Genomic DNA, 24,689 nt, shown 5'->3' with positions numbered 1-24,689 from the left:
GGAGTTCAGATGCCCAAGGTCTTCGTCCACGGCTTCCCCGAAACGGCGGCGGTGTGGGGCCCGTTGCTCGCGGAGCTCGAACGCGCCGGCCTCGACCGGGCCGATCTGATCCGCCTGTCCCCGCCCGGTTTCGGCGCGCCCGTCCCGGCCGGGTTCGACTGCACCGTCACCGCCTACCGTGACTGGCTGATCGACGAGCTGGCGGGGTTCACGGAGCCGGTCGACCTGGTCGGTCACGACTGGGGAGGCGTGCACGCGGTGAACGCGGTGATCAGCCGCCCGGGGCTGGTGCGCAGCTGGGTCAGCGATGTGATCGGCCTGTTCGACCCTGAGTACGGCTGGCACGGGATCGCGCGGAAGCTGCAGGCGCCGGACGCCACCGAGGCGGCAGCGCTGGCGCCGTTCGGCCCGACGGACGAGGTACGGGTCGCGACCTTCGTCAAGCTCGGGATGGGCGACCAGGTGGCGAGGCAGGTCGTGGAGGGTCAGGACGAGACGATGGGCCGGGCCTCCCTCGCTCTCTACCGGTCGGCCGCGCAACCGGTGATGGCCGAGCTCGGCCGGCGGCTGGAAGACGCGGCGCGGCGGCCGGGGCTCGCGTTGCTCGCCACCGAGGACGACGTGGTGGGGACGCCCGAACAGCGGCGGCGCTCCGCCGAGCGGGCCGGCGCCCGGGTCGAGACGCTCGAAGGACTCGGCCACTGGTGGCTGACCCAGGACCCGGAGCGGGCCGCCCGCCGTCTCACCGATTTCTGGGCGGACGTTCAGGCCGCGGGTGGTCAGTCGTCCAGATAGCGGAGGATCGCCAGCACCCTCCGGCTGTAGGCGGGGGCGGCCGGCAGCTCCAGCTTGTCGAAGATGGCCTGGATGTGCTTCTCGACCGTGCTCAACGACACGTGGAGAGACGCGGCGATCGCCCCGTTGGCGTAGCCCTGCGCCAGCCGGTGGAGCACCTCGCGCTCGCGGCCGGTGAGCCTGCTCAGCGGGTCGGCCCGGCCGGTGCGGGCCAGCAGCTGGCGGACCACCTCCGGGTCGATCACGGTGCCGCCGGCGTGCACCCGCTCCAGCGAGTCGAGGAACTCGGCCACCTCCGACACCCGGTCCTTGAGGAGGTAGCCCAGCCGGTCACCGGATCCGGCCAGCAGCTGGGCCGCGTAGGTCTTGTCGACGTACTGCGACAGCACCAGCACGCCCACCTCCGGCCAGCTCTCGCGGATGCGCAGCGCGGCGCGCAGCCCGTCGTCGGTGTGGGTCGGCGGCATCCGCACGTCCACCACGGCCACGTCGGGCCGGTGCGCGGCGACGGCCTCGACCAGGGCGGGCGCGTCGCCGACCGCGGCCACGACGTCGTGCCCGGACTCGCGCAGCAGCCCGGCCAGGCCCTCGCGGAGCAGCACGGAGTCCTCGGCCAGGATCAGCCGCACGCCGGCTCCCTGGGCAGCGTGGCGCGCACGCGGGTGCCGCCGCCGGCCGGGCTGTCGACCTCGAACGTGCCGTCGAGGGCGAGCACCCGGCGGGCCAGCCCGGCCAGGCCGCCGCCGGACGGGTCGGCCCCGCCCGCGCCGTCGTCGGAGATGTCCACCCGCACCGCCTTCCCGTCCTCGCCGAGCACGACCAGGATGTCACGGGCGCGGGCGTGCTTGACCGCGTTGGTGATCGCCTCCCTGGCGACGAAGTAGAGCGCGGTCTCCACCTCCGGCGCCGGCCGCCCGTCGAGCCCGTAGTGCAGGGTCACGGGTACGGGCGAGCGCTCGGCCACGCCGGACAGCGCGGCGCGCAGCCCCAGTTCGTCGAGCGCGGTCGGATAGACGCGCCAGGCCACGCTGCGCAGCTCGTCGAGGAGCCGGCGGGACTCGGCGTAGGCCTGGTCGACCAGGGCGGCGGCGTCGTCCGGGCGGTGGCGGGCGCGGCCGAGCAGCATGGCCAGGGCGACGCCGCGCTGCTGGACGCCGTCGTGCAGGTCGCGTTCGATGCGGCGGCGCTCGTCGTCGACCGCGCGGACGATGCCGGAGCGTGACGTGGTCAGCTCGGCGATGCGCCGCCGCATCAGCTCCTGCTCGCCGGGGCCGAGGAAGCGCGCGGCCAGGAGGCGCTCGGCGGCCACCGTGGCCCAGCAGCAGAGCGCCGCCCCGGCGAGCACGACGACGGCGCAGCTCAACCCGATGATCATGCTGTCGGTGGTCAGGTTGATGCCGGGGAAGCGCAGCTCCACCGGGGTGGTCGTGCCGGTCGCCATGGCCCCCACCGCGCCGGTCAGGAACAGCACGCCCACGAAGGAGGTGGACAGGAAGAGATAGCCGCCGGCCAGGCCGACGACCGCGCGCGCGGCGAGGTAGCCGGCGCCCGCCCCGTCCGCCTCGGTGTCGTACCCGAGCAGGGCCCGCAGCCGGGCGCGTTCCAGCGCCAGCAGCCGCGGCGCCCAGCGCGCCCGGGCGGGCCAGGCCGGCAGGAGCAGCAGCGCGGCCACCCCGGTGACCACCCCGGTCAGCACCCCGGCGATCCTGCGCAGGATGACGTCCACGGCTGCGCAGTCTAGGCGTCGCGGCGGCGCAGCACCGCGTAACCTGCGGCGACGGCCAGCGCGGTCCAGGCGGCGAGCCAGGCCAGGCCCTCGCCGGGCGGGTACGGGAGCGCCCCGCCGGTGAGGTTGTCCGTGCTCTCCAGGAACGCCATCCCGGCGAACGTCGGCAGCCGCAGCGACACCTCCACCGCGACGGAGCTGCCGGTCATCACCAGCAGCAGCGGCAGTCCGAGCGTCGCCATGAACAACACCGCGAGCGCCCCGGCGGAGCCGCGCAGCGCCGCGCTCGCCCCCACCGCCAGCACCCCGATCAGCGCGTGGAAGACGCCCAGGCGCAGCAGGTCGGCCGCGGTCTCGGCGGGCTCGAGCACGGGCACGGTGGGGAACACCGGCGCGAGCAGCACCAGGTAGGTGGCCAGGGCGGCGACCGCCCCGGTCAGCACCCCGGCGGCGAACAGCAGCGGCGCCACCACGAGCGACTTGGCCGCCAGCATCCGCCCGCGCACCGGCACCGCCTGCAGGGTCGGCCTGATGGTGCCGGAGGCGTACTCGGTGGTGACGGCCAGCACGGCCAGCGTCAGCGCCGCGTACTGGGAGAACAGCACCACCGACACCACGGGCTCGGTCGCCTGAACCGGCGCCCCCTCCATCGCCGCCGCCCCGCCCAGGGTGACGGCGCCCAGGGCGCTCACCACCACGCCCGCGGCCAGGCAGAACCAGGTGGAGCGGATCGACCTGAGCTTGACCCACTCCGCCGCCATCGCGTTCCTCATCGCGCCACCCCGTACTCCACGCTGCCGACCGTGAGCTCCTGGAACGCCTGCTCCAGCGAGGGCTCGCGGGGGCTCAGCTCGTGCAGCCGCACCCCGGCCTCGAACGCGAGGTCGCCGACCCGGTCCACGCTCGCGCCGGTCACGACCAGCTCGTTCTCGCCGCGCCGGACGGTTTCCAGCCCAGCGGCGGCCAGGGTCGCCGCGAGGTCGCCCGCGTGCGGGGTGCGGACCAGCACCTCGGTGGCCGCCAGCAGCCGCGACAGCGGGGCGTCGGCGAGCAGCCGTCCCTTGCCGATCACCACGAGGTGGTCGGCGGTGAGCTGCATCTCGCTCATGAGGTGGCTGGAGACGAACACGGTGCGGCCCTCGTCGGCCAGCGACCGCATCAGCTCGCGCACCCAGCGCACCCCGTCCGGGTCCAGCCCGTTGACGGGTTCGTCGAACATCAGCACCTGCGGGTCGCCGAGCAGCGCCGCCGCGATGCCCAGGCGCTGGCTCATGCCCAGCGAGTACGTCCCGGCCCGCTTGCCGGCCACCGACTCCAGCCCGACCCGCTCCAGCACCCTGGGGACGCGGGTCGCGGGGATGCCGTTGGCGCGGGCGAGCGCCAGCAGGTGCGCCCTGCCGCTGCGGCCGGGGTGCACGGCGCGGGCGTCGAGCAGCGCGCCGACCGTGCGCAACGGCCTGTCCAGCCGGTGGTACGGGACGCCGCCGACGAGCGCGGTGCCGGAGGTGGGCCGGTCCAGGCCGAGGATCATGCGCATCGTGGTGGACTTGCCCGCGCCGTTCGGGCCGAGGAATCCGGTGACGGCGCCGGGCTTCACCTCCACGGTGAGCCCGTCGACGGCGGTGCGCTCGCCGTACCGTTTGGTGAGCCGGTCAAGGGTGATCATGTGCTCTCACGGTAGGCGGGCACGAAGTCCGCGACCACGGGGCCGCCCGCCGACTCGTATGGCGGATTCCCGTAACGGCCGTTCTAAGATCGTTCGGTGCCCCTCGGTCATATCGGGGTGAACGTCCGGGACCTCGCCCGTGCCCGGGCCTACTACGACGCGTTCATGCCCCTGGTCGGCTTCGAGAGCTTCTTCGCGGCGGACGACGAGTTCTCCTACCGTCCGGCGGGCGGCAAGCCGGGAACATACCTGTTCTTCTATCCGGCGCTGGAGGACGGCGGCTACTCCCGCCACCGTCCCGGTCTTCAGCACCTGGCCTTCATGGTGCGAACCCGCGAGGACGTGGACCGCCTGCACGACTGGGCGGTGCGGCAGGGCGCCAACGTGATCAGCACCCCCCAGGAGTTCCCGCAGTACGGTCCCGCCCACTACGCCTCCTTCTGGGAGGACGCCGACGGCGTGATGCTGGAGGTCGTCTGCCACAAGTGACCGGGTTCCCGTATTGCACAGATCAGTCCAAAACGCTACCGTACGGGACATGGCGCGACCGAGGACGTTCGAGGAGGAGCAGGCCGTAGAGGCGGCGATGCGGGCGTTCTGGGCGGCCGGCTACGAGGCCACCTCGACGCAGGACCTGTGCGCCGCCACCGGGCTGGGGCGCAGCAGCGTCTACAACGCCTTCGAGAGCAAGCGTGAGCTGTTCGCGAAGGCGCTGCGCCGCTACATGGAGCAGATGGACGCCCAGCTGTCGGAGCTGCTGGAGAGCGAGCTCCCGATCAGGGAGAAGGTGCGCTTGCTGCTGTGGGACGCGGTCGACCACCCCGACCCGGCGGGGTGCATGGTCGTCAACACCCTCGTGGAGCTGGGGCCGCGCGATCCGGAGATGGCCGAGCCGGCCAGGCGTCACCAGCAGGAGCGGGTGGCCAGGCTGCGCGACGCGTTCGCGGCCGCGCGGGCCGAGGGCGAGCTGGCCCCCGACCGGGATCCGGCCGCGCTCGCCGCCTTCCTCATGGCGACGATCGGAGGCATGCGGGTGGCCGCGCGCGGCGGCAGTGACCGGGCCAGCCTGGAGGCCATCGCCACGACCGCGCTGCAGGTCTTCTGAGTTTTTCTGCCCTTGTTTTGTACTGATCTATCTAAAATTGGAGGGGATTTCTGTGCCGTTGGCCGTCTACATCCTGGGCGTGGCCATCTTCGCCCAGGGCACCTCGGAGCTGATGCTCGCGGGGCTGCTGCCGGAGATGGCAGCCGACCTGGGCGTGTCCGTGCCTGACGCGGGCCTGTTGATCTCCGGTTTCGCGGTGGGGATGCTGGTGGGCGCCCCGGTGCTGGCCGTGCTGACGCTGCGCTGGCCGCCCCGCACCGCGCTGCTGGCCTTCATGGCGGTGTTCGCCGGCTCGCACGTGGCGGGCGCGCTGACCTCCTCCTACGGGGTGCTGCTGGCGACCCGGGTGGTGGGGGCGTTCGTGTACGCCGGATTCTGGGCGGTGGCGGCCGTGACCGCGATCAGGCTGGTGCCCGACGGCGCCCGGGGCCGGGCGATGAGCGTGGTGGCGGGCGGGCTCACCGTGGCGACCCTGCTCGGCCTGCCCGCGGGCACGCTCGTGGGGCAGAACCTGGGCTGGCGCGCCGCCTTCTGGGCGGTGGCGGCGCTGTCGGCGCTGGCCGCGGCCGGGGTGCTCGCCACCGTCCCGGCCACCCGCCCGCAGTCGGCCTCCGGCCAGGAGCTGTCCCTGCGGGCCCAGGCACGCGCGCTCGCCCGGCCGTCGGTCTGGCTGGCCTGCGCGACCACCGCCGTCTCCACCGCCGCCGTGCTGGTCACCTTCGCCTATCTCGCGGCGCTGCTCGTGGACACCACAGGGCTGGCGCCGGGCTGGGTGGCGGGCGTGCTCGCCCTGTACGGGCTGGGCTCGCTGATCGGGATCACGCTCGGCGGCCGGGTGGCGGACCTGCGGCCGTTCGCCCTGCTGTTCGCCGGGCTGACCGGCGTCACGCTGGTGTCGGCGGGGATCGGGCTGGGCGCGACGGCGGCGTGGGCGGCGGTGCCGCTGGCGTTCCTGCTGGGCGGGTTCGGGTTCGCCGTCAACCCGGCGCTGAACACCCGCGTGTTCGCGCTGGCCGCGGGCGCTCCGGCGCTGGCCGCGTCGGTGAACGTGGCGGCCTTCAACGTCGGCATCACCGTGGGCCCCTGGCTGGGCGGGCTGGCGCTGGACGCGGGGTACGGCTACCCGTCGACCGGCTGGATCGGGGCGGCGCTCGGCCTGCTGGCGCTGGCCACGGTGGCCGTGGCCAGGATGACGCGGGGGCCCGTCGTTCAGCCGGCGCCGGTCGAGCCGGCCGTCCCCGCCTCATAGACGCAGACCGAGAACGGCCGGTGCGCCGCGTTCTCCACCAGCTCGCTCACCTGGGACAGCGGCCCGGCCGACACGAACCGGTGCAGCCGTCGCGCCTCCGGCCACGGGTGCACGAGCACCAGCACCCCGCCGGGGGCGAGCAGGCGGGTCAGTTGCTCGCTGGCCCGCTTCAGCCGGTCGCGGCGGCCCAGGTAGTAGAGCGTCTCGGCGCAGAACACCAGGTCGTAGGGCTGGTCGGAGGCGAAGGTGAGGATGTCGGCGGCCATCAGCCGGGTCCGGCCGTCGTGCCCGGTCACCCGCTCGGCCGCCCTGGCCAGCGCCCGCTCCGAGATGTCGAGCCCGGTGATCTCGGCGTCCGGGAAGGCGTCCAGCAGCAGCCCGGTGAACACGCCCTCGCTGCAGCCGACCTCCAGGATCCGCCGGTAGGGGCGCACGGGGACCTGGGTGAGGGTGGCCGCGTACTTGGCCTGTTCGTACGCGTCCGTCCCCATGCGCCAGGGGTCGGGGTTGCGGTGCCACCAGTCGAAGTAGCGGCGCAGGAGAGCGCCTTGGCCACGGGAGCCCAGCAGCGAGAGCGTGCGGAAGGCGGTCCGGTGCACAAGGTCTCCGACACGTTCGACAGGTCGCACGCGGGCCCTCCCTCGCAGCGGAACTCCGGCCGTTTCTCATCCTGCATGATGTGATCGCCGCGCGAGCGGCAGCGGCGCGAGCCGCTGCCACGGATAGGCGGGCAGCCCGGCCACCCGGCCCGGACGGGGGAACACGGCGTCCCAGTCGGCGTCGGCGCCCGCCTCGATCAGCTCACCGGCCGCCTCGTCGACGCCGTCGCGGCCGGCGGCCAGCACGGTGACGACCACCGGCGGCCGGGGCGCGCTCCTGCGGATCACCGGCCCGAGCCCCGGCCCCACCTCGACGAACAGCTCCACCCCGCCTTCGGTCAGGTCCTCCACCGCCCGGCAGGCCCCGGCGACCGGGCCGAGCGGGGGGTCGTGCGAGGCCGCCGATCCGGCGCAGGGGTGGGCGGCCAGGGCACGGGCGACGTCCTCCAAGGTCATCCGCCCGGCGGCCCAGGCGGCGGCGAGATGTCCTCCGCGACCGGTGGGACCGCCCGGGTCCTGGCCGAAGGCGGCGGCCGGTCGGATGCCGCGGGCGGCCAGCATCTTGGTCACCGCGACGTGCACCGCGAACACCACCGCCGCCCGCCGCGCCGCCACCGGCCCTTCCGCCGCTCCGCACCCGGTCAGGTCCGGGACCGGCGCGCCCTCCCCGATCCCCGGCAGGGCCGCGCGCACGGACCAGCCCAGGGCCGGGGTCAGCGCGGCGTCCACCCGGTCCACCGCCGACCTGAAGACCCGGTCGTCGACCGGCAGCCCGGCCCGCGCGACCGCGAGGAAGTCCCCGGTGTACGCGAAGGCCACCCGCCCGTCCCTGACCGCCTGCCGCACCCCGCCGGCCAGCGCCCGCGCCGCCGCCGACGGGTCGTCCGCCAGCACCACCCGCCGGTACGGGTGCCGCGACCGGCGGGCGCACGAGGTGTAGGCCAGGTCGTAGAACTCGTCAGGGGAGGCCGAGCGCAACCGCTCCGCCGTCCGCCGCACCGCCTCCCCCAGCGCCTGCTGCGACCTGGCGGACACGGTGACCGGCAGCGCTCCCCGCTGCCGTACCACCCGCCCCAGGTCGGCGGGGGCCGGCGCGACGATGACGTGCGCCCCGCCCTCGCCCCCGGAGCCGTGCACCCCCACGAACCCGCTCGCCGCCGGCCCCGCCATCACGGGCGCCAGCCGCGCCTGCACACCATCGAGCGCGGGACCCGGCGTTCCCGCGGCCACGCTCTCCCCGAAGGAGCCGGGCGTGCGGCGGTGCCGGAGCACCAGCATGGCCTTGACCACGGCCAGGATCCCGTTCGCCGGGCCCTCGCCCACCGGCAGCGGGGTCTCGCGTCCCATCGCCAGGGCCCGGCCGAGCGCCGCGTGATGCCCGGCCCCGGCCTCCACGTACACCAGCTCGTCCGGATCGACCCGCGCTCGCTCGTACAGCTCGCGGACGAGCTTCTCCTGCTCCTCGACCGGACCGCTCCCCCAGCCGGCGAGGACGCCGTGGATGCGGTCGCGTCCGGCGAGCGCGTCGCCGAGGCGCTTGAGCACCAGCGCGCCGCCGCTCCACGCCTCGCCGTACGGGCCGATGTCCACTCCGGCGGCGAGCGCGAGCCGTACCTCGCCGTCGTGCACCGCGCGGCAGGCCCGTTCCAGCGCCGCCAGCGAACCCGGGCACGACCGGCCGGGACCGGGGCCGAGATGGCGGCGCACCGCCTCGTGCCCGCCCCCGCCGGTGTACACCCCCGCCCCGGCCCCGTCGAGACCGGCGTCGTCGAGTGCCTCCACCACCAGCTCCAGCAGCACCGGGTCGCCGGGGGCCAGCCGCGCGGCCTCGTGCGCGGTCAGCCCGAAGTAGCCGGCGTCGAACCCCTCGGGCAGCCCCTCCCCGACCGACGAGAGCCCGGTGTCGAGCGCCGCCCACAGCGCGCCGAGATCCGCGATCCCACCCGGCAGGCGGCACGCGGCCCCCACGACCGCCACCGCCTGACCACCGACTCCGCCCACGTACCGCCCCCGCCGCGATGATCAGCGATTACGGGGAATCACTGTGGGGCTCGGCCGGGGCCCAGGTCAAAGCACCATGCCGTGACACGCGGCCAGGGGGACGGTCTGCGCGGATATGGCCTCCGCCAGGACGCTCAGACCGGCCGGTGATCGGTCTCGCGGGCCGGCTCGAACCCCGACAGCATGGCCTCCAGCGCGAAGCCGAACCGTGACCGCGGCTCACGCCCGTCACGCACCGCCCCGGCGAGGAGCGGGAACTCGGCCGGATCGAGCCCGTCCAGCAGCCGCTCCTGGCCGAACTCCCCCGCCGGGCCGCTGGACACCTGGATCGCGGCGTGGCCGACGACGAACCCGATCACCGCGTACAGCATGTCGAGCGCCGTCGCGGGCGGGAACCCCGCCCCGCGCAGAAAGGCCAGCCCGGACTCCATGGCGCGCAGGTTGGCGGGGGTCACGGCGGGCCGGGTGACGACGAGCGGGATCAGGTGGGGGTGCGCGAGCAGCGCGGCGAGCAGGGCGTCGGCGTAGCCGCGCAGCCCGTCCCGCCAGGACCCGGACTCGAACACCGGCGGCGCGACCCGGGTGAGCAACTGCTCGACCAGCCCGTCGAGCAGCGCGTCCTTGCCGGGGACGTGGTGGTAGAGGGTCATCGCCTCCACGCCCAGCTCCGCGCCGAGCCGTCGCATGGACAGGGCCTTGAGCCCCTCGCGGTCGGCCAGGGCGAGGGCGGCTTCCAGGATGGCCGAGCGGGTGAGGCCGGCCCGCTGGCCGCGCGTCCGGTTGCCGGGCATGGGCGGCTCCTCCGCTTGACGAATCTTACGGCGTAAGTCTAGCGTGGAAAGCGAAACTTACACCGTAAGAAGGAGGTTGGTGATGCCGGTGTCCCTCACCGCGACGCCGCCCCGCGCTCTCGGCGCGCTCAAGGCCGGGCTGGGGCTGACCGTGCTGGCCACGGCCGTCCCGCTGATCGACCTGGTCACGCTCGACAGCCTGACCGGCCACGTCCGGGCCGCGTACCCGCAGTGGTCCGCCGACCTGGTGGCCATGGACCGCGACGCCATCGTCATCGCCCTGACCGTCATCGGCGCGCTGGGCGTCGCCGGCTGGCTGGTGGCGATCCGCGCCGTCGCCGCCGGAGCGCGCTGGGCCCGCGTGGTCACCACGGTCCTGTTCGCACTCGGCGCCGTGATCGCGCTGACCACCCTGTCGCTGTCGGGCGGGGCGTACGAGAACGTGGTCCCGTACCTTTACGGGACGCTCGGGGCGCTGCCCGTGGCGGCCGGGGCGGTGGCGGTCGCACGGGTGTGGCGGCCATGACGGTCGTCCGCACCCGCTCGGGCCGCGTGCGCGGTCTGACCCGCGACGGGGTGCACGTCTTCAAGGGCATCCCGTACGCGATGCCGCCGTTCGGACCCCGCCGGTTCCGGCCGCCGCGGCCGGTCGAGCCCTGGGACGGGGTACGCGAGGCGACGGAGTCCGGGCCGACGGCGCCGCAGCCGGAGTTCCCGATGCCGCCGGAGGCCGACGGGTTCTACCCGGTCGTGCGGGGCGAGGACTGCCTCAACCTCAACGTCTGGTCCGCCGGACTCGGCGCGGCCGGGCTGCCGGTGATGGTGTGGCTGCACGGCGGCGGCACCGAGGGCGGCAGCGCCCTCCTCTACGACGGCACCGCCTTCGCCCGCGACGGCGTCGTCCTGGTGACCGTGCACTACCGGCTGGGTGTGGAGGGCCTGCTCCACCTGGGCGACGGACCGGCCAACCTGACGCTGCTCGACCAGGTCGCGGCTCTGGAGTGGGCACGGGACGACATCGCGGCCTTCGGCGGCGACCCGGGCAACGTCACGGTGTTCGGCGAGTCGTCCGGGGCGATGTTCACCGGCGCGCTGCTCGCCATGCCGCGGGCGCGCGGCCTGTTCCGGCGCGCGATCATGCAGAGCGGCGCGGGCAACCTGGCCTGCACGCCCGAGACCGCCCGGCACGTCGGCGGCGTCCTGGCGGAGGTCCTGGGCGTGCCGCCGACGCTGGAGGCGATCGCCGCCGTGCCGGTGGAACGGGCGCTCGAGGCGCACGCCGCGGTCATGGCCATGCTGGCGCGGCATCCCGACCCGCGCCGCTGGAACGGCGAGCCGGGGGCCCGCGTCACCGCCTGGCAACCGGTGGTCGACGGCGACACGCTGCCGGGCCGGCCGCTCGACCTGATCGGTCCCGGGGCCGACGTCATGGTCGGCTCCAACGCGGAGGAGGGCAGGCTGTCGCTGGTGCCCTTCGTCCCGCTGTCCTCCATCAGCGAGGAGGTCCTGGTCACGGCCATGGAGCTGTACGGGTTGCCGGTCGGGGAGGCGCTGGCTCGGCCGGCCGCCGTTCGACCGGCTCACCGGCCCGGAGCCGCCGGAGGAGCTGTCCCGCGCCATGCGCGCCGCCTGGGTGACGTTCGCCGCGCACGGCGACCCGGGCTGGCCCGCCTACGACCTGGACCGGCGGCCGGTGATGCGCTTCGGGGCCGAGTCCGGAGTGGTGCTCGATCCGGAGCCCGCGTTGCGCGAGCTCTGGGATCGTGTCTACTGAGCCCCTGGTCGAGGGGCGGAATTGTCGGTGGCGGTTGGGAAGATGGAGCCATGACCGACACCCCGCCCCACACCGTCATCGCCGACAGCGCGGCCTACGCCGAGGCCGTGCAGCTGGCCGTCGACGCCAACGCCGCCTATTACGGCGCCGGTGAGTCGGCGCTCGACGACGACGCCTACGACCGGCTGTTCCGCGGCATCCAGGCCTACGAGGCCGCGCACCCCGACGAGGTGCTGCCCGACTCCCCGACCGGCAAGGTGGCCGGCGGCGCGGTGGTCGGCGACGTGCCCCACACGGTGCCGATGCTCAGCCTCGACAACGTGTTCTCCGCCGAGCAGCTCGCCAAGTGGGTGGCCGGCCTGGAGCGGCGGCTGGGGCGGCCGGTGGCGGCCTTCAGCGTGGAGCCCAAGCTCGACGGCATGGCGGTGTCGGCCCGCTACCACGCGGGCCGGCTGGTGCAGCTCGTCACCCGCGGCGACGGCACCGCCGGTGAGGACGTCTCCCACGGCATCGGCACCATCACCGGTCTGCCCAGGCGGTTGTCCCGGCCGGTCACCGTGGAGATCCGCGGCGAGGTGCTGATGACGGCCGAGCAGTTCGACGAGGCCTGTGCCAAGCGCCTGGCCCACGACGGCACCACCTTCGCCAACCCGCGCAGCGCCGCCGCCGGCACGCTGCGCGCCAAGGACCGGCCGTATGTCTGCGAGCTGACCTTCTTCGGCTACAGCGCGCTGCCGCTGCCGCCGGACGACGACTCCGAGCTGGCGGCGAGCCTGCGCGAGCTGCCGCACAGCGAGATCATGGAGCTGGTGGCCGGGCTGGGCGTGGCGACGACGGCGGCGACCCCGGTGGCCGGCATCGTGGCCACGACGGTGGAGCGCATCCAGGAGCGCGTCGGCGAGGTGGCGGCGGCGCGGGCGACGCTGCCGTTCGGCATCGACGGCATCGTGATCAAGGCCGACACCGCCGCCGACCAGGCGGAGGCCGGGTTCGGCACGCGCGCGCCGCGCTGGGCGATCGCCTACAAGCTGCCCGCCACCGAGAAGATCACCAAGCTGATCGGGGTCGAGTGGGCCGTCGGCCGCACCGGCATCATCGCCCCCCGGGCCGTGCTGGAGCCGGTCGAGCTCGACGGCAGCACCGTCACCTACGCCACCCTCCACAACCCCGCCGACATCGCCCGGCGCGGCCTGATGCTGGGCGACCACGTGATGGTCCACAAGGCGGGCGACGTGATCCCCCGGGTCGAGGCGCCGGTGGTCCACCTGCGTACGGGCGAGGAGACGGAGATCGCCTTCCCCGAGTCCTGCCCGCACTGCCAGGGCGAGATCGACCGTTCCCAGGAGCGCTGGCGCTGCGTCCAGGGCCGCGCCTGCCGGGCGGTCGCGTCCATCCTCTACGCGGCGGGCCGCGACCAGCTCGACATCGAGACCCTGGCCGAGAACCGCATCGTCCAGCTCCTCGACGCCGGTCTCATCATCGACTTCGCCGACCTGTTCACGCTCACCCGCGACCAGATCCTCGGCCTCGACCGGATGGGCGAGACCAGCACCGACAAGCTCCTGGCCGCCCTCGACCAGGCCCGCGCCAGGCCGCTGAGCCGGGTGTTCTGCGCGCTGGGCGTGCGCGGCACCGGCCGGTCCATGTCGCGCCGCATCGCCCGCCACTTCGGCACGATGGACGCGATCCTGGCCGCCGACGTGGAGGCCGTCCAGCAGGTCGACGGCATGGGCCCGGAGAAGGCCACGCTCCTGGTCGCGGAGCTGGAAGAGCTGCGCCCGCTGATCGCCAAACTGGTCGCCGCCGGGGTCAACATGACCGAGCCGGGCGTCACCGGGGCCGGGTCCTCCTCCGAGGCTCCCGAGCTTCCCCTCACGGGCAAGACCGTGGTGGTCACGGGCGCCATGACGGGCGAGCTGGCGGCCCTGTCGCGCAACCAGATGAACGAGCTGATCGAGCGGGCGGGCGGCAAGTCCTCGTCGAGCGTCTCGGCCAAGACGAGCCTGCTGGTGGCGGGCGAGAAAGCGGGTTCGAAACGCGCCAAGGCCGAGTCCCTGGGCATCACCGTCATCTCCCCCGACGAGTTCGCCACCCTCATAGCAGACCACCTGACCCCAACCACCTGATCCTGCGCCCCGTTTCTCTCGCTACGGCCTCCCGCCGGTCTCATGTGTACGGAGCGTGACGGCGGGTGATCTTTGGGCATGGCCAAAAAGCTTTGACCCGGTAGATGGGATATGTCCGAGGCTGGCGCATTTTGCCCCCCGGCCAGATCGCCACGGCGTCCGCAACAGCACGACATCGCCGATACGTACGGCGATTGCCGAGAATCTAGCGATGGCGTGCTCTGGATCACCGAGCCCGGATCTGCCCGATCCTGAGACGAGTTCAGAAGTCTGGCGTGGCGTTTCCACCCTGGCCGTCTTGGCTACGTATAGTGACGGATCGATGTCACTTCGTGATCAGGGGGAAAGATCATGAAAAGCAAGCTTATCGCCGCTGGCGGCCTGCTCTTCGCTTCGGCCGCCTTCGCCACCGCCATGGCCGTTCCGGCCGCCGCCACCGTGTCGCACCCGCCGTGCGTGTTCGACGCGGAGTACGACGGCGCCTGGCTCAAGACGGACGGCGACGACGTGAAGATCGGCACCCGCGACGTCGAGGTGTGCAAGCGCTTCTGGGGCTTCCACCACGACCACGACGAGTACGACGACGAGGACTGATCGCTCTAAAGGTAATGACCGGCGCCGGCACGGCTCGTCCGTGCCGGCGCCGGCGCTTGTCGCGGCTATCCTCGACGGGTCAGGAGATCGCTGAGGAGCCGCACGTTGGTCGTCTACGCCGGGCAGGGTGATCCACGCCGGTCGATGGCGCTGCTGTGGCGGGCCGGTCCCGCCGCGGAGACCCGTCCCGGACCCAAGCCAGGGCTGAGCGTCGACGAGATCGTCGACGCCGCCATCGCCATCGCCGACGCCGACGGCATGGCAGCGCTGTCCATGCGGCGGGTCGGCGAACGGCTGGGCCGCAGCGGCATGGCTCTCTACACGTACGTGCCGGGCAAGAACGAACTGGTCGACCTCATGTACGACCGCGCGCTGGCCTCACTCCCGGCTTCCTACGATCTCTCGGACGGCTGGCGGGCCGCGGTGTCGGCATGGAGCCGCGAGGTGCGCGCCTTCTACCTGCGCCACCCCTGGGCGCTCCGGCTCTCCCAGGCCCGGCCGGTGCTCGGGCCGAACGAGTTCACTCTGCTGGAGTCCCTGGCCGCGATCCTCTTCGAGACGGGTCTGCCACCCGAGGTGCTGCGTGGCACCGTGTCCCTGCTGACGGACTTCGTCCGCGGTTCGGCCGCCACCGTGGCCGAGACCCGGCAGGCCTCCTCGGAGACGGGAGTGCCCGACGAGGAGTGGTGGCGGGCCAGAGCCGCGATCCTGACGGAGGTCGCCCCGGGCTTCGCCAGTCGCTACCCCATGCTCTCCCGCATCGACTCCGAGCCCCCACGACCGGACGAGAAACCCGTCGCCTACCTGGAGCGCAAGTCCGGCCACGCCTTCGAGGAAGGACTGACCGTCATCCTCGACGGCATCGAAGCCGCCATCTCCCGCCTTCCCTAGCCATCCCACCTTCCCCACACCTCTGCGGTCCAAGAGGCGACCACCCAAAACCCGCACGGCACCCAGACAGACGCGCGAACACGGGGGGCACGTCCGCGGACACGCGGATACGCAGATGCGCGGCGGGTGCGCCCGGTCCGGCGCAGGAACGGAGCGGGCCCCCAGACGAGCGGGCCCCCAGACGAGCGAGTCCCGTGCCAGCGATCCCCCGTACGAGCGGGCGGCGAATGAACGGGCGGGGGGCAGGGGTGTGTTCCCGGGGCGTGATGAGACGGTGGGGGTCAGCCCTGGGCGGAAGGGGTGGTCGGGCGTGGGGTGGGGTGGTGCGCTGGCAGGGTGAAGGCCCTTTATGACGAGATCGCCGACTGGTACGAGAACGAGTTCCTCGGTGCGGGCGACCCGCTCGGCATCGAGGGGGTGCTGCGTGAGCAGCTGGGCGAGGGTGCGGGCCCGTGTCTGGAGATCGGGTGCGGCACCGGCGTGCACGCGCGGGTGGTGCGTGAGCTCGGCTGGGCGCCGTTCGGGGTGGACCTGTCGGAGCGGATGCTCCGGTACGCCCGCGGGCGCATGCCGGTGATGCGGGCGGACGCGGCGCGGCTGCCGTTCGTGGACGGCCGGCTGCCCGCCGCGATCGCGGTGATGGTCCACACCGACATGCCGCGCTATCCGGAGGTGCTGCGGGAGGCGGCCAGGGTGTTGCGGCCCGGCGGGCTGTTCGTGCACGTGGGGGTGCATCCGTGCTTCTGCGGCGGGTTCGCCGACCGCACGGACCCGCAGGCGGTGGTGATCCGGTCCGGCTACCACGACAGCCACTGGACGAAGGCGTCGTGGACCGACCGGGGCGTGCGCGACAAGGTGGGCGCGAGCCACTGGCCGCTGTCCGAGCTGCTCAACGCCTTCCTGGCGGCGGGGCTGACGCCGGAGCGGTTCGCCGAGAGCGGCGGGCCCGTGCCGGTGGTGCTGGCGGTACGGGCCCGCAAGGCTCAGGAGTAGAGCCGTTCCAGCCAGGCCCGCCAGGCCGGCCCCTGCCCTTCGGTGTCGCCGAACACGTGGTGGGAGGCGATCAGCGGCCCGCCGAACCCCTGCATGAACCGGTAGAGGGCGTCCGGTGTGCGGACGCCCAGCGTCTGGTCGCCGCGGTGGTAGACGACGCCCTCGATCGGGGGCAGCCCGTCCACGTCGAGCCGGACCTTCTCGCCCGGCGAGGACGCGCCCAGCTCCGCGTACAGGATCTCCCAGGCGCGCGGCCAGTCGGTCACCGGCGGGCCGAACTCCGTGACCGGCGTCGCGTGGCGGCCGGGGAAGTGCGTCAGATACTCGACCAGCGTGGCGAAGAACAGGGCCAGGCCACCGGTCATGGCCTCGTACTCGTCGGCCCAGTCGTCGCCGGGCAGGAAGCCGCTGGTGACCATGCGGACCAGCGTGCTGCCGTGGTCGCGGCCCTCGATGAGGAACTCGTACGCGACGAACCGCCCGTCCGGGGCGGTGTCGCCGGTGTGGGCGAAGCGGCTCGGCTCCTCGGCCGCGGTGACCGTGGTCGTCCCCATGTCGATGCCGCCGAAGGCGGTGCGGACCGCCCCGCCGGACACGTCGGTGCGTCCCATGAACCACGAGTCGATGCCAGGACCCGTCGTGATGGCCGCCCACACCTCCTCGGGCGTCGCCTCGACTATGGCCTCCTGGGGCAGTTCGAACTCGTGGCCCACCTCATTGCTCCTTTTTCACCGCGGGGTGCACGGCCACGATCAGCCGGTGGTCGCGGCCGCCCGCGGCCTGCTCGTCGTGGTATTTGCTCACCAGCCGGGCCACGGCGTCGGCCAGCTCCTCGGCGAAGGCGGCCCGGTCGGCGGCCGAGGCGAAGCGGACCTCGCCGTCGATCGCGAACGTGGCCACCCGCTTGCCGGCCGTGGTGGCACCGGTGATCAGCGTACCGACGTCTCGCACCAGTTTGGCGGCCACGGCCAGCAGCCAGCGGGCCGACAGCCGGTCGGGGGCGCGTTCGGGGTCGGGCTGCACGGCGGCCAGCGCCACCGGTGAGATCACGAAGGACGCGGCCTTGGCCTGCATCACCCGCTCGGTGACGTTGCCCTTCTTGCGTTCCTCGACCAGCTCGACCAGGCCGTGCTTCTCCAGGGTGCGCAGGTGGTAGTTGACCTTCTGCCTGGCGAGGCCGACCTTGGCCGCGAGCGTGGTCGCCGAGCCCGGCTCGACCAGCTCGGCCAGCAGCCGGGAACGCATGGGATCGAGCGAGGCCTCGGCCGCCGCGGGATCCTCGATCACCGTCACTTCGTACATACGCCTAACATCGCACCGAAAAAAATAATTGTCAAGCGGGCTCACTGCACCGACTTGAGCTCCTCCAGGTACTCGGCGAGCGGTTGCAGCCCGATCTCGGCGCGCCGCGCCTCCACCCCGGCCTCGTCCTCGATGGGGGTGCGCGGCTTCCACTGGCCGTCCTGGGTCATCTCCCACTGGGTGCCGTACCGCTGGGGCTTGCCCTCGGCCACCCGCACCCGGTCCTCCAGGTAGGCGAGGTTGCCCGGCGAGGCGTCGCCCGCGGCGACCGCGTCGCGCAGCAGGGCCAGGGCGCGGCGCTGAAGGTCGAGGTCGCGGTCGGCGTGCTGGACGAGCGCCCAGGCGGCATCCTCGCCGTCCTCGCCGACCAGCTCGTAGCCGGGCCAGCCGTGCTGGTCGATGATCTGGCGCATGCGCTCGGTGTTGGCCTGCTCGACCCGGTTCCAGTCGGCCTCGGCGGCCTCCATGGTCCTGACCTTCTGGTCCTGGCGGAGCATCTCCAGGAGTTCGGCGCGCAGCCGCGGATCGCTGGGGGCGTCGTCTCCGCAGGCCGTGGCCAGCAGCAGGACAGCCAGGAGGCACGTCAGGAACGTCCGCATGCTCGACCGTACCGCGCGCACGATCGACGTCCAATGCGGAACGCCCCTTTCCGCGGTCACTCGTACGGTGGGGGCATGAAGACGATGACGTGGAATCAGGTGAGCGCGCGACGGCTGGCCAGGGCCGGGCTGACCACGCCGGGCGCCACCCCCGCCGGAGTGGTGGCCGGGATGTGCGGGGCGCACGCCCAGGTGATGTCGGCCGCCGAGCTGTCGGTGGCGCTCCGCCTGGAGGGCGCGACCCGGGCGGACGTGCGCGAGGCCCTCTGGGGTGAGCGGACCCTGGTCAAGACGCACGGCCCGCGCGGCACCGTGCACCTGCTGCCCGCGCGGGACCTGCCGATGTGGGTGGGGGCGATGTCGTCGATCCCCGCCGAGGTGGGCCGGTTCCCTGACGGGGTGCGGATGACGGCGGAGGAGACCGACCAGGTGGTGGCCGCCATCCGCGAGGTGGTGACCGGCCGGGCGCTGACGATCGACGAGCTGAGCGAGGCGGTGGTCGAGGCGGCCGGGCCGTGGGCGGGCGACCTGGTGATGCCGGCGTTCCAGACCATGTGGCCGCGCTGGCGCCAGGCGATGGCCGTGGCGGCGCACCGGGGGGCGTTCGTGTTCGGGCCGGTCAGGGGGCGCAAGGTGACCTACACCGCGCCGCCGGCCGGGCCGGAGCCGGTGGACGGGCGGGCCGAGCTGGTCAGGGCCTATCTGACGGCGTACGGGCCGGCCACGCCGGAGCACTTCGCCCAGTGGGCGGGCGCGCCGAAGAAGTGGGCCGCGGCGGCGTTCGAGCTGGTCGAACGGGAAGAGGTGCGCCTGGAAGGCCGGCCGGCGTGGGTCCTCGCGGGCGACACCGAGGTGCCGGACGAGCCGCCGCGCGGGCTGCGCCTGCTGCCGTACTTCGACGCGTACCTGATCGCGGGCCGGCCGCGTGAGCTGCTGTACGCGGGAGAGGCCGCGCGGCGGGCACTGGCGGGCGGGCAGGCGGGCAACTATCCGGTGCTGCTCGTGGACGGGCAGGTGGCCGGGGTGTGGCACCAGCGTCGCTCGGGCAAGCGGATCGAGGTGACGGTGGAACCGCTGGCCGAGCTGACCCCGGCCCTGCTGCGCGAGCTGGGCGAGCAGGTGGCGCGGGTCGGCGACATTCTGGAGGGGACGGCGCGCCTCACTGTCGGCCCCGTCGGCGTGGGACCGCACGCCTAGTGCTCCAGCGAGACTTCGGGATTCTCCTCCTGCGTCCTGTCGGATCCCAGCCTGTGGCCCGAACGTAGCGGCATACATGATGACCTGGTCAGATGATGACGATATCGGGGTACTTCATATGCGGCGCGTCCATTGACGATCGCACCGTCGAATGCGCATTCTCGACACTGCGACCAGGCAACTTCTTCCTCGTGGCGACGCGGTGGTCCCCTCAAGCCAAGCTGGCGTGTGATGCCCGTCATCACTTGAGCTTGCGGTGCCGGAGGCCGGTCGGCCACTGATCGTCGGAGTCACCGACAGCATCCGGATCGGCAAGTTCGGCAGTCGAGGCTTCTCGGTGTTGAGACGATTTCACGCCGTGCCATGCGGCGACGACAGGAGGCGATGATGCCGACCACGTCCTATCCAGGTGTATATCTCCAAGAGACACCCAGCGGGGTCCGGCCTCTCGAGGTCGCCGGCACCTCGACCGCGGCCTTCGTCGGGCTGGCTGAGATGGGCCCTGCCGAGGCCACCCGCGTCACCAGCTGGACGGAGTTCCAGCGCCGCTACGGCACTTTCATCACCGGCGGTTTCCTGGCGCACAGTGTGCTCCAGTATTTCAACAACGGTGGCCGCCAGTGTTACATCGTGCGAGTCGTCCCCAACGACGCCGTCGCGGCCGACATCACCCTGCGCAACAGGGCTGCGCCCGCCTCGCGCTCGAACGTCGCGGCTCAGGACGCGTCCGCCGGCGAGCAGGACGCGTCTCCCGCGCAGAAGGGCACGTCCTCCATCCAGGAGGCCGCCGACACGTCGGGGGTGCGGTTCCAGGCCAAGAGCGAAGGCGTCTGGGGCAACTCGCTACTGCTGCAGATCGAGGACGGCGAGCTGGACCCGGGCAACGAGTTCAAGCTGACCGTCCGCCGCCAGGCCGACCCCACCCTGATGCTCGAGGATGCCGCCGATCGGGCGCCGTTGGAGACGTTCGACAACCTCAGCGTCGACCCCGACGCCCCCAACTACGTGACCACTGTGCTGGACAGGGACTCGGCGCTCATCCGCGCCGAAGTACTGGAGGGCAACACGGACGTGCAACGGGGCATGCACCGAGGCGGCGCCAGGCCGCAGCTCCCGCTGAAGGCGAACCGTGCCTTCGAGATCGACATCGACAACGACGGCTTCCGACTGGTGCAGCTTCCCGACGATGTCGCCGACCTCACGGATGCGGCCAGGGTGGCCGCGAAGCTCCAGGAGGCCGTGAGAAACCTGGGTCGCACGAGACGAAGGAACAGTACGCCGGCCGAGGCCTTCGCCGGTTTCGAGTGCAAGGTCGGTGAGGACGGAGAACTCGTCCTCCTGTCGGGCACCACCTCGGCGACTTCGTCGGTGCGTGTTCAGCCCGCCAAGGAGTCGTCGGCCACCACCGGCCTCAAACTCGGCCCTGGCAACAAGGGCAGGTCCGAGAGCGGCATCGCGGTACGCAGGCCGGTCACCGTGGCGGCGGCACAGGTCGGGGACGCGGCCCAGGACGACAAGGTTCTGGGGGCAACGCCGGGCACTGACGGTACGAAGCCGACCGCGCAGAGTTTCATCACCGCGTTCAGCCGGCTTGACCCCGTCACGGATTTCAGCCTGCTCGCCGTGCCGGGCGAGGGCAGCACCTCGATGGTCAGCGCAGGAATGGGCTACTGCGCCAACCGGCCGTTGCAGGACGTCTTCTTCGTCGGCGAGACCGACCGGGAGACGCTTGACGCGGACGCGGCCGCTGACTTCCGCAACAACCTGACCGTCGCCAATTCCTATGGAGCGCTGTATTTCCCGTGGGTCAAGGCACTGGATCCGACCGGAAAATCACGCGAACCGATCCTGCTGCCGCCCAGCGGTTACATCGCGGGACTCTATGCCCGCGTCGACGCCGCGCGCGGGGTCTGGCGGGCGCCCGCCGGGACCGACGCCGGGCTCAACGGAGTCGTCGGCCTGGGCGTCGAGATCAACGATGTCCAGCACGGCACCCTGAACCCCATCGGGGTGAACGTCATCCGCCGATTCCCGGGCACCGGCGTGGTCGCCTTCGGCGCGCGTACGGTCACCGCGGACTCCTCCTGGCGCTACGTGCCGGTGCGGCGCACCGCGATCATGCTGCGGGTCAGCATCTACAACGGCATCCAATGGGCGGTGTTCGAGCCCAACGACGAGCCGCTGTGGTCGCAACTCCGGCTCAGCATCGGCTCCTTCATGACCACTCTCTTCCGGCAGGGCGCCTTTCAGGGCGCCACTCTCTCCGAGGGCTTCTTCGTCAAGTGCGACGGGGAGACGACCACCCAGGCGGACATCGACGCCGGCGTGGTCAACGTGCTGGTCGGCTTCGCGCCGCTGAAGCCGGCGGAATTCGTCATCGTGAAGATCAGCCAGAAGGCGGGAATGGCGTCGGGATAGGCCCCGGCGCAGGTAGAAGGTGGGCACATGGCTAGGTTTACCGTCAACTCCACGCGGTTCGATCCGTATCTCGGGTACAAATTCAAAATCAAGTGGGACGGCCAGTACGTGGCCGCGCTCAACAAATGCAGCGCGCTGAAACGCACAACAGAGGTCACCACTTGGCACGAGGCGGGCGACGCCAGCGGTCCGAGGCAGATCCCGGGCAAGTCCAAGTACGACGCGATCACGCTGGAGTCCGGGGTCACGCACGACACGACGTTCGAGGAATGGGCGAACAAGGTCAACAATTTCCAGGGGGATCCGGCGATGTCGCTGGCGACCTTCCGCAAGGACATCACCATCGAGATCTACAACCACCAGGGGGCGAAGGTCCTCGCCTACAACGTGTTCCGCTGCTGGGTCTCGGAATATCAGGCGCTGCCGCAACTGGACGCGAGCACCAGCGCCGTGATGATCTCCACCATCAAGCTGGAGAACGAAGGCTGGGTGCGGGACACCGCCGTGGTCGAGCCCAAGGAGACCTGAGGTGGACCTCCTTCCGGGAGGCTACTGGGACGCCGGCGGACGGTTGCACCGGGACTTCGAGTTGACGGCGCTGACCGGGCATGAGGAGGAACTGCTCTCCCGGCCGGGGCAGAGCGCCAGGCTGGTGACCGAGGTGATCAGCCGTTGCGTGCGACGACTGGGCGGCCTCGGCCCGGTGACGCCGGCGATCGCCCGGGACCTGCTGGTGGCCGACCGGCACTACCTGCTGCTCCAGTTGCGCCGGCGAACCTTCGGCGACCTGGTCAGAGCGGACCTCGTCTGCCCGTGGCCGGACTGCGGTCAGCGGGTGTCCCTCACCTTCTCCCTGGACCAGGTGCCGGTGGAGGAGGCTCGGGAGCAGGCGGCGACGTTCACCATGTGGCTCGGCGGGACGGAGGTGACGTTCCGGCTGCCGAACGGCGGGGACCAGGAGGAACTGGCGGAGTTGCTCGCGCACGACGAGGCGGAGGCGACGACCCTGCTCCTCACCCGCTGCCTGCTGGCGTTGGGAACAGACGGCCCTCCCGACCGGGCGCGGGTCTCGGCGCTGCCCGCAGCGGACAGGGCCGCGATCGAGGCACGGATGGCCGAACTGGCGCCCCGGGTCGAGCAGACCATGCAGGCCGAGTGCGCGGAGTGCCGTCGGACGTTCCTCGCGCCGTTCGACGTCCAGCGCTTCTTCCTCGGCGACCTGCGGATCGAGGGCGAGCAGCTCTATCACGAGGTGCACTACCTCGCCTACCACTACCACTGGAGCGAGCGGGAGATCATGGAGATGACGCGGGAGCGGAGGCGCACCTACATCGACGTGCTCTCCGAGACTATCGAGGTGCTGAACGGTGGCACCTGAGGGATATCTCCGGGACACGCTGGCCGCCGGGGCACGCCGTTTCCCGCATCGCGCCACCGTCCGCCTGCTGCTCGGTCAGCCTGAGCACGCCGGGATGCGGGTCACTTTCGCCCCCGCCGCTCCCGGCCTCGTCTTCACCTACCTTCGGCCGCTACCAGGACGCCCTCTGGCCGTGGCTCCTCAAGGCGCTCTTCTCCCCATGTCATCCGCCATCGCGGAACGATCCTCGCCGCCCGGGCGACCGACTCTTCCCTGCCCTGTGCCGATCGAGCCTTGCCCCGCTGAGCTCGCGGCCACCGGCGAGGCTCCGCCGCCCCGACCCACCCACGAGCGTGTCGGCAGCTTTGCGGAGCGTCCCGGGCCGGCGGCCGTCCCGACGATCTCCGACGCACCCCACCCGGCTGTTCCTGCGGAGCGGCCGGTGAATGCTCGGGCGAGTGTTCGGACGCCCGGCCTCACGAACGCCTCGCCTCCCGAGGCCCAGAACGAACCGGTTCCCACCGTCACACCGGCTGCGCCGGTGCGTCATGCCGTACTGGAGGCCTCTGGAACTCGTGCGGGGGCTCCACCGGAGCTGCCTGCGGATGCCGCTGCGGATCGTCCCGGATCGTCTGTTCGCTCGCCGGGGCAGCAGGTGGCCGGGCCGGTTTCCCCCGACGAGCCGGACGGGGCCGCAGGGGATGTCGCGCTGGAGAGTTCCGGAGCTGATGTGGGGGTCGCCGGTGCGGCTTCTGATCCTGCGGGCTCGTCTGTTCGTGCATGGGTTCAGCCCGTGTCGGTTGCCGCTGAAGTGATGCCCGAGGTCATCTCGTCGCGTGTGGTCCTTCCTGGAGGGCCGGCCCCGACACCCACCGGCAGCAGGGACAAGTCGCTCAGGATGCCCTATGCCGCAGACGGACCGGACTCCCCCGGCCGGCCGGCCGCCCCCGCGAGCGATGCCACGCTGGAGAGTTCCGGAGCTGATGTGGGGGTCGCCGGTACGGCTTCCGGCCCTGCGGAACCGTCCGTTCGTGCATCGGTTCAATACGTGCCCGGTGCTGTCGAGGTCGTGCCCCAGATCGTCTCGTCACGTGTGCTCCTTCCTGGAAGGCCGGCCCCGACACCCACGGGGAGCAGGGACGAGTCGGTCACGATGCCCGATGCCGCGGACGCACCGCGCTCCCCCGGCCGGCCAGCCGCCCCCGCGGGCGATGCCGCGCCGAAGCAGTCCAGAGCAGGTGTGGGGAAGCTGTCCGCCGGCGCGGTGCCGAAGGTCGCCTCACCGCATACGACCATCCCCGACCCGGCATCGGCTGAGCCTGTCGCGGTGGGGCGGACCGTCGTGGTGATCCCGGGCCGTCGCCTGCCGGCATGCTCTGACGTGACCACGACCGTCAGCCCGAAGCCGGTATCCAAGGAGGAGACCGCGGTCACCGGCAGGGTCCAGAGGGAAGGCGTCAGGACGCCCGCCACCGCGACTCGGGAGGCGCCGCCCGCTCCGCCGAA

The 24,689-nt window shown here is 72.5% G+C and carries 23 protein-coding genes; 13 read left to right on the top strand and 10 right to left on the bottom strand.

The window, feature by feature from the left end; genetic code table 11:
- Window positions 1-9 precede the first annotated feature (9 nt).
- Window positions 10-795, top strand: a complete 786-nt coding sequence (locus ACGFI7_RS29415; protein ID WP_393410113.1) for an alpha/beta fold hydrolase — start codon at window positions 10-12, stop codon at window positions 793-795.
- On the opposite strand, the gene ACGFI7_RS29410 is transcribed toward ACGFI7_RS29415, so the two are convergent.
- From ACGFI7_RS29410 to ACGFI7_RS29395, 4 genes are read right to left on the bottom strand one after another with little or no spacing between them, the layout of a single operon-like run.
- Window positions 780-1,424 carry a response regulator gene (locus tag ACGFI7_RS29410; RefSeq protein WP_393410111.1) on the bottom strand — a complete coding sequence of 215 codons (645 nt, stop codon included), beginning with the start codon at window positions 1,422-1,424 and terminating at the stop codon, window positions 780-782. The genes ACGFI7_RS29415 and ACGFI7_RS29410 overlap by 16 nt on opposite strands.
- Window positions 1,415-2,521, bottom strand: a complete 1,107-nt coding sequence (locus ACGFI7_RS29405) for a sensor histidine kinase (protein WP_393410109.1) — start codon at window positions 2,519-2,521, stop codon at window positions 1,415-1,417. Before ACGFI7_RS29405 ends, ACGFI7_RS29410 begins: the two co-directional genes overlap by 10 nt.
- Window positions 2,522-2,532: 11 nt before the next feature.
- A complete protein-coding gene (locus ACGFI7_RS29400) occupies window positions 2,533-3,294 on the bottom strand; it encodes an ABC transporter permease (protein ID WP_393410107.1) in 762 nt (253 codons plus the stop codon).
- Window positions 3,291-4,187, bottom strand: coding sequence for an ABC transporter ATP-binding protein (locus tag ACGFI7_RS29395; protein ID WP_393410106.1), 897 nt, complete (start codon window positions 4,185-4,187; stop codon window positions 3,291-3,293). The genes ACGFI7_RS29400 and ACGFI7_RS29395 overlap by 4 nt, the downstream gene beginning before the upstream one ends.
- A 96-nt stretch (window positions 4,188-4,283) precedes the next feature.
- On the opposite strand from ACGFI7_RS29395, the gene ACGFI7_RS29390 reads away from it, so the two are divergent.
- From ACGFI7_RS29390 to ACGFI7_RS29380, 3 genes are read left to right on the top strand one after another with little or no spacing between them, the layout of a single operon-like run.
- Entirely contained in the window at window positions 4,284-4,676 is a 393-nt protein-coding gene (locus ACGFI7_RS29390; RefSeq protein ID WP_393410104.1) for a VOC family protein, read from the top strand.
- 49 nt (window positions 4,677-4,725) lie between these two features.
- Window positions 4,726-5,292, top strand: coding sequence for a TetR/AcrR family transcriptional regulator (locus ACGFI7_RS29385; protein WP_393410102.1), 567 nt, complete (start codon window positions 4,726-4,728; stop codon window positions 5,290-5,292).
- Window positions 5,293-5,344: 52 nt separating this feature from the next.
- Window positions 5,345-6,541, top strand: a complete 1,197-nt coding sequence (locus tag ACGFI7_RS29380) for a Cmx/CmrA family chloramphenicol efflux MFS transporter (protein ID WP_393410100.1) — start codon at window positions 5,345-5,347, stop codon at window positions 6,539-6,541.
- On the opposite strand, the gene ACGFI7_RS29375 is transcribed toward ACGFI7_RS29380, so the two are convergent.
- The 3 genes from ACGFI7_RS29375 to ACGFI7_RS29365 form a co-directional block, all read right to left on the bottom strand.
- Window positions 6,502-7,140, bottom strand: coding sequence for a class I SAM-dependent methyltransferase (locus ACGFI7_RS29375; protein ID WP_393410098.1), 639 nt, complete (start codon window positions 7,138-7,140; stop codon window positions 6,502-6,504). The two genes, ACGFI7_RS29380 and ACGFI7_RS29375, sit on opposite strands and share 40 nt — an antisense overlap.
- Window positions 7,141-7,206: 66 nt before the next feature.
- Entirely contained in the window at window positions 7,207-9,141 is a 1,935-nt protein-coding gene (locus tag ACGFI7_RS29370) for a hypothetical protein (RefSeq protein ID WP_393410096.1), read from the bottom strand.
- 134 nt (window positions 9,142-9,275) lie between these two features.
- A complete protein-coding gene (locus tag ACGFI7_RS29365) occupies window positions 9,276-9,932 on the bottom strand; it encodes a TetR/AcrR family transcriptional regulator (RefSeq protein ID WP_393410094.1) in 657 nt (218 codons plus the stop codon).
- Window positions 9,933-10,014: 82 nt separating this feature from the next.
- On the opposite strand from ACGFI7_RS29365, the gene ACGFI7_RS29360 reads away from it, so the two are divergent.
- From ACGFI7_RS29360 to ACGFI7_RS29340, 5 genes are all read left to right on the top strand, one after another.
- Window positions 10,015-10,458, top strand: a complete 444-nt coding sequence (locus ACGFI7_RS29360; RefSeq protein ID WP_393410092.1) for a hypothetical protein — start codon at window positions 10,015-10,017, stop codon at window positions 10,456-10,458.
- Window positions 10,455-13,832: an NAD-dependent DNA ligase LigA gene (gene ligA, locus ACGFI7_RS29355; RefSeq protein WP_393410090.1), complete on the top strand. Its 3,378-nt coding sequence runs from the start codon at window positions 10,455-10,457 to the stop codon at window positions 13,830-13,832. Before ACGFI7_RS29360 ends, ligA begins: the two co-directional genes overlap by 4 nt.
- A 351-nt stretch (window positions 13,833-14,183) precedes the next feature.
- Window positions 14,184-14,426, top strand: coding sequence for a hypothetical protein (locus tag ACGFI7_RS29350; protein WP_393410089.1), 243 nt, complete (start codon window positions 14,184-14,186; stop codon window positions 14,424-14,426).
- 105 nt (window positions 14,427-14,531) lie between these two features.
- Complete coding sequence (locus ACGFI7_RS29345; RefSeq protein WP_393410087.1) at window positions 14,532-15,317, top strand: TetR/AcrR family transcriptional regulator; 786 nt, start codon at window positions 14,532-14,534, stop codon at window positions 15,315-15,317.
- Window positions 15,318-15,653: 336 nt separating this feature from the next.
- On the top strand, window positions 15,654-16,310 hold the full coding sequence (locus ACGFI7_RS29340; RefSeq protein ID WP_393410085.1) for a class I SAM-dependent DNA methyltransferase: 657 nt from the start codon (window positions 15,654-15,656) through the stop codon (window positions 16,308-16,310).
- Here ACGFI7_RS29340 and ACGFI7_RS29335 read toward each other — a convergent pair.
- Genes ACGFI7_RS29335 through ACGFI7_RS29325 form a run of 3 tightly spaced genes read right to left on the bottom strand, consistent with a single transcriptional unit; the run spans window position 16,301 to window position 18,211 of the window.
- A complete protein-coding gene (locus ACGFI7_RS29335) occupies window positions 16,301-17,023 on the bottom strand; it encodes an SRPBCC domain-containing protein (protein WP_393410083.1) in 723 nt (240 codons plus the stop codon). The two genes, ACGFI7_RS29340 and ACGFI7_RS29335, sit on opposite strands and share 10 nt — an antisense overlap.
- Before the next feature lies 1 nt (window position 17,024).
- The gene (locus ACGFI7_RS29330; protein WP_393410081.1) at window positions 17,025-17,612 is read right to left on the bottom strand and encodes an ArsR/SmtB family transcription factor; all 588 of its coding nucleotides are present in this window, start codon (window positions 17,610-17,612) and stop codon (window positions 17,025-17,027) included.
- Window positions 17,613-17,653: 41 nt separating this feature from the next.
- Complete coding sequence (locus tag ACGFI7_RS29325) at window positions 17,654-18,211, bottom strand: DUF6624 domain-containing protein (protein ID WP_393410079.1); 558 nt, start codon at window positions 18,209-18,211, stop codon at window positions 17,654-17,656.
- Between the two features lie 75 nt (window positions 18,212-18,286).
- On the opposite strand from ACGFI7_RS29325, the gene ACGFI7_RS29320 reads away from it, so the two are divergent.
- The 4 genes from ACGFI7_RS29320 to ACGFI7_RS29305 all read left to right on the top strand — a co-directional run bounded on the left by ACGFI7_RS29320 (window position 18,287) and on the right by ACGFI7_RS29305 (window position 23,204).
- Window positions 18,287-19,408 (top strand): winged helix DNA-binding domain-containing protein, encoded by a 1,122-nt coding sequence (locus tag ACGFI7_RS29320; RefSeq protein WP_393410077.1) that lies wholly within the window; start codon window positions 18,287-18,289, stop codon window positions 19,406-19,408.
- A 384-nt stretch (window positions 19,409-19,792) separates the two neighbouring features.
- On the top strand, window positions 19,793-21,826 hold the full coding sequence (locus tag ACGFI7_RS29315) for a phage tail sheath family protein (protein WP_393410076.1): 2,034 nt from the start codon (window positions 19,793-19,795) through the stop codon (window positions 21,824-21,826).
- Between the two features lie 27 nt (window positions 21,827-21,853).
- Entirely contained in the window at window positions 21,854-22,354 is a 501-nt protein-coding gene (locus ACGFI7_RS29310) for a phage tail protein (RefSeq protein WP_393410074.1), read from the top strand.
- A gap of 1 nt (window position 22,355) precedes the next feature.
- Complete coding sequence (locus ACGFI7_RS29305) at window positions 22,356-23,204, top strand: DUF6760 family protein (RefSeq protein WP_393410072.1); 849 nt, start codon at window positions 22,356-22,358, stop codon at window positions 23,202-23,204.
- Window positions 23,205-24,689: the final 1,485 nt, after the last annotated feature.

The organism is Nonomuraea sp. NPDC048826, from assembly GCF_043198225.1.
In the GTDB taxonomy this organism is placed as follows: Bacteria; Actinomycetota; Actinomycetes; order Streptosporangiales; family Streptosporangiaceae; genus Nonomuraea.
The sequence above is the reverse complement of the archived record's forward strand: the minus strand, read 5'-3'. Positions and strand labels throughout refer to the sequence as shown.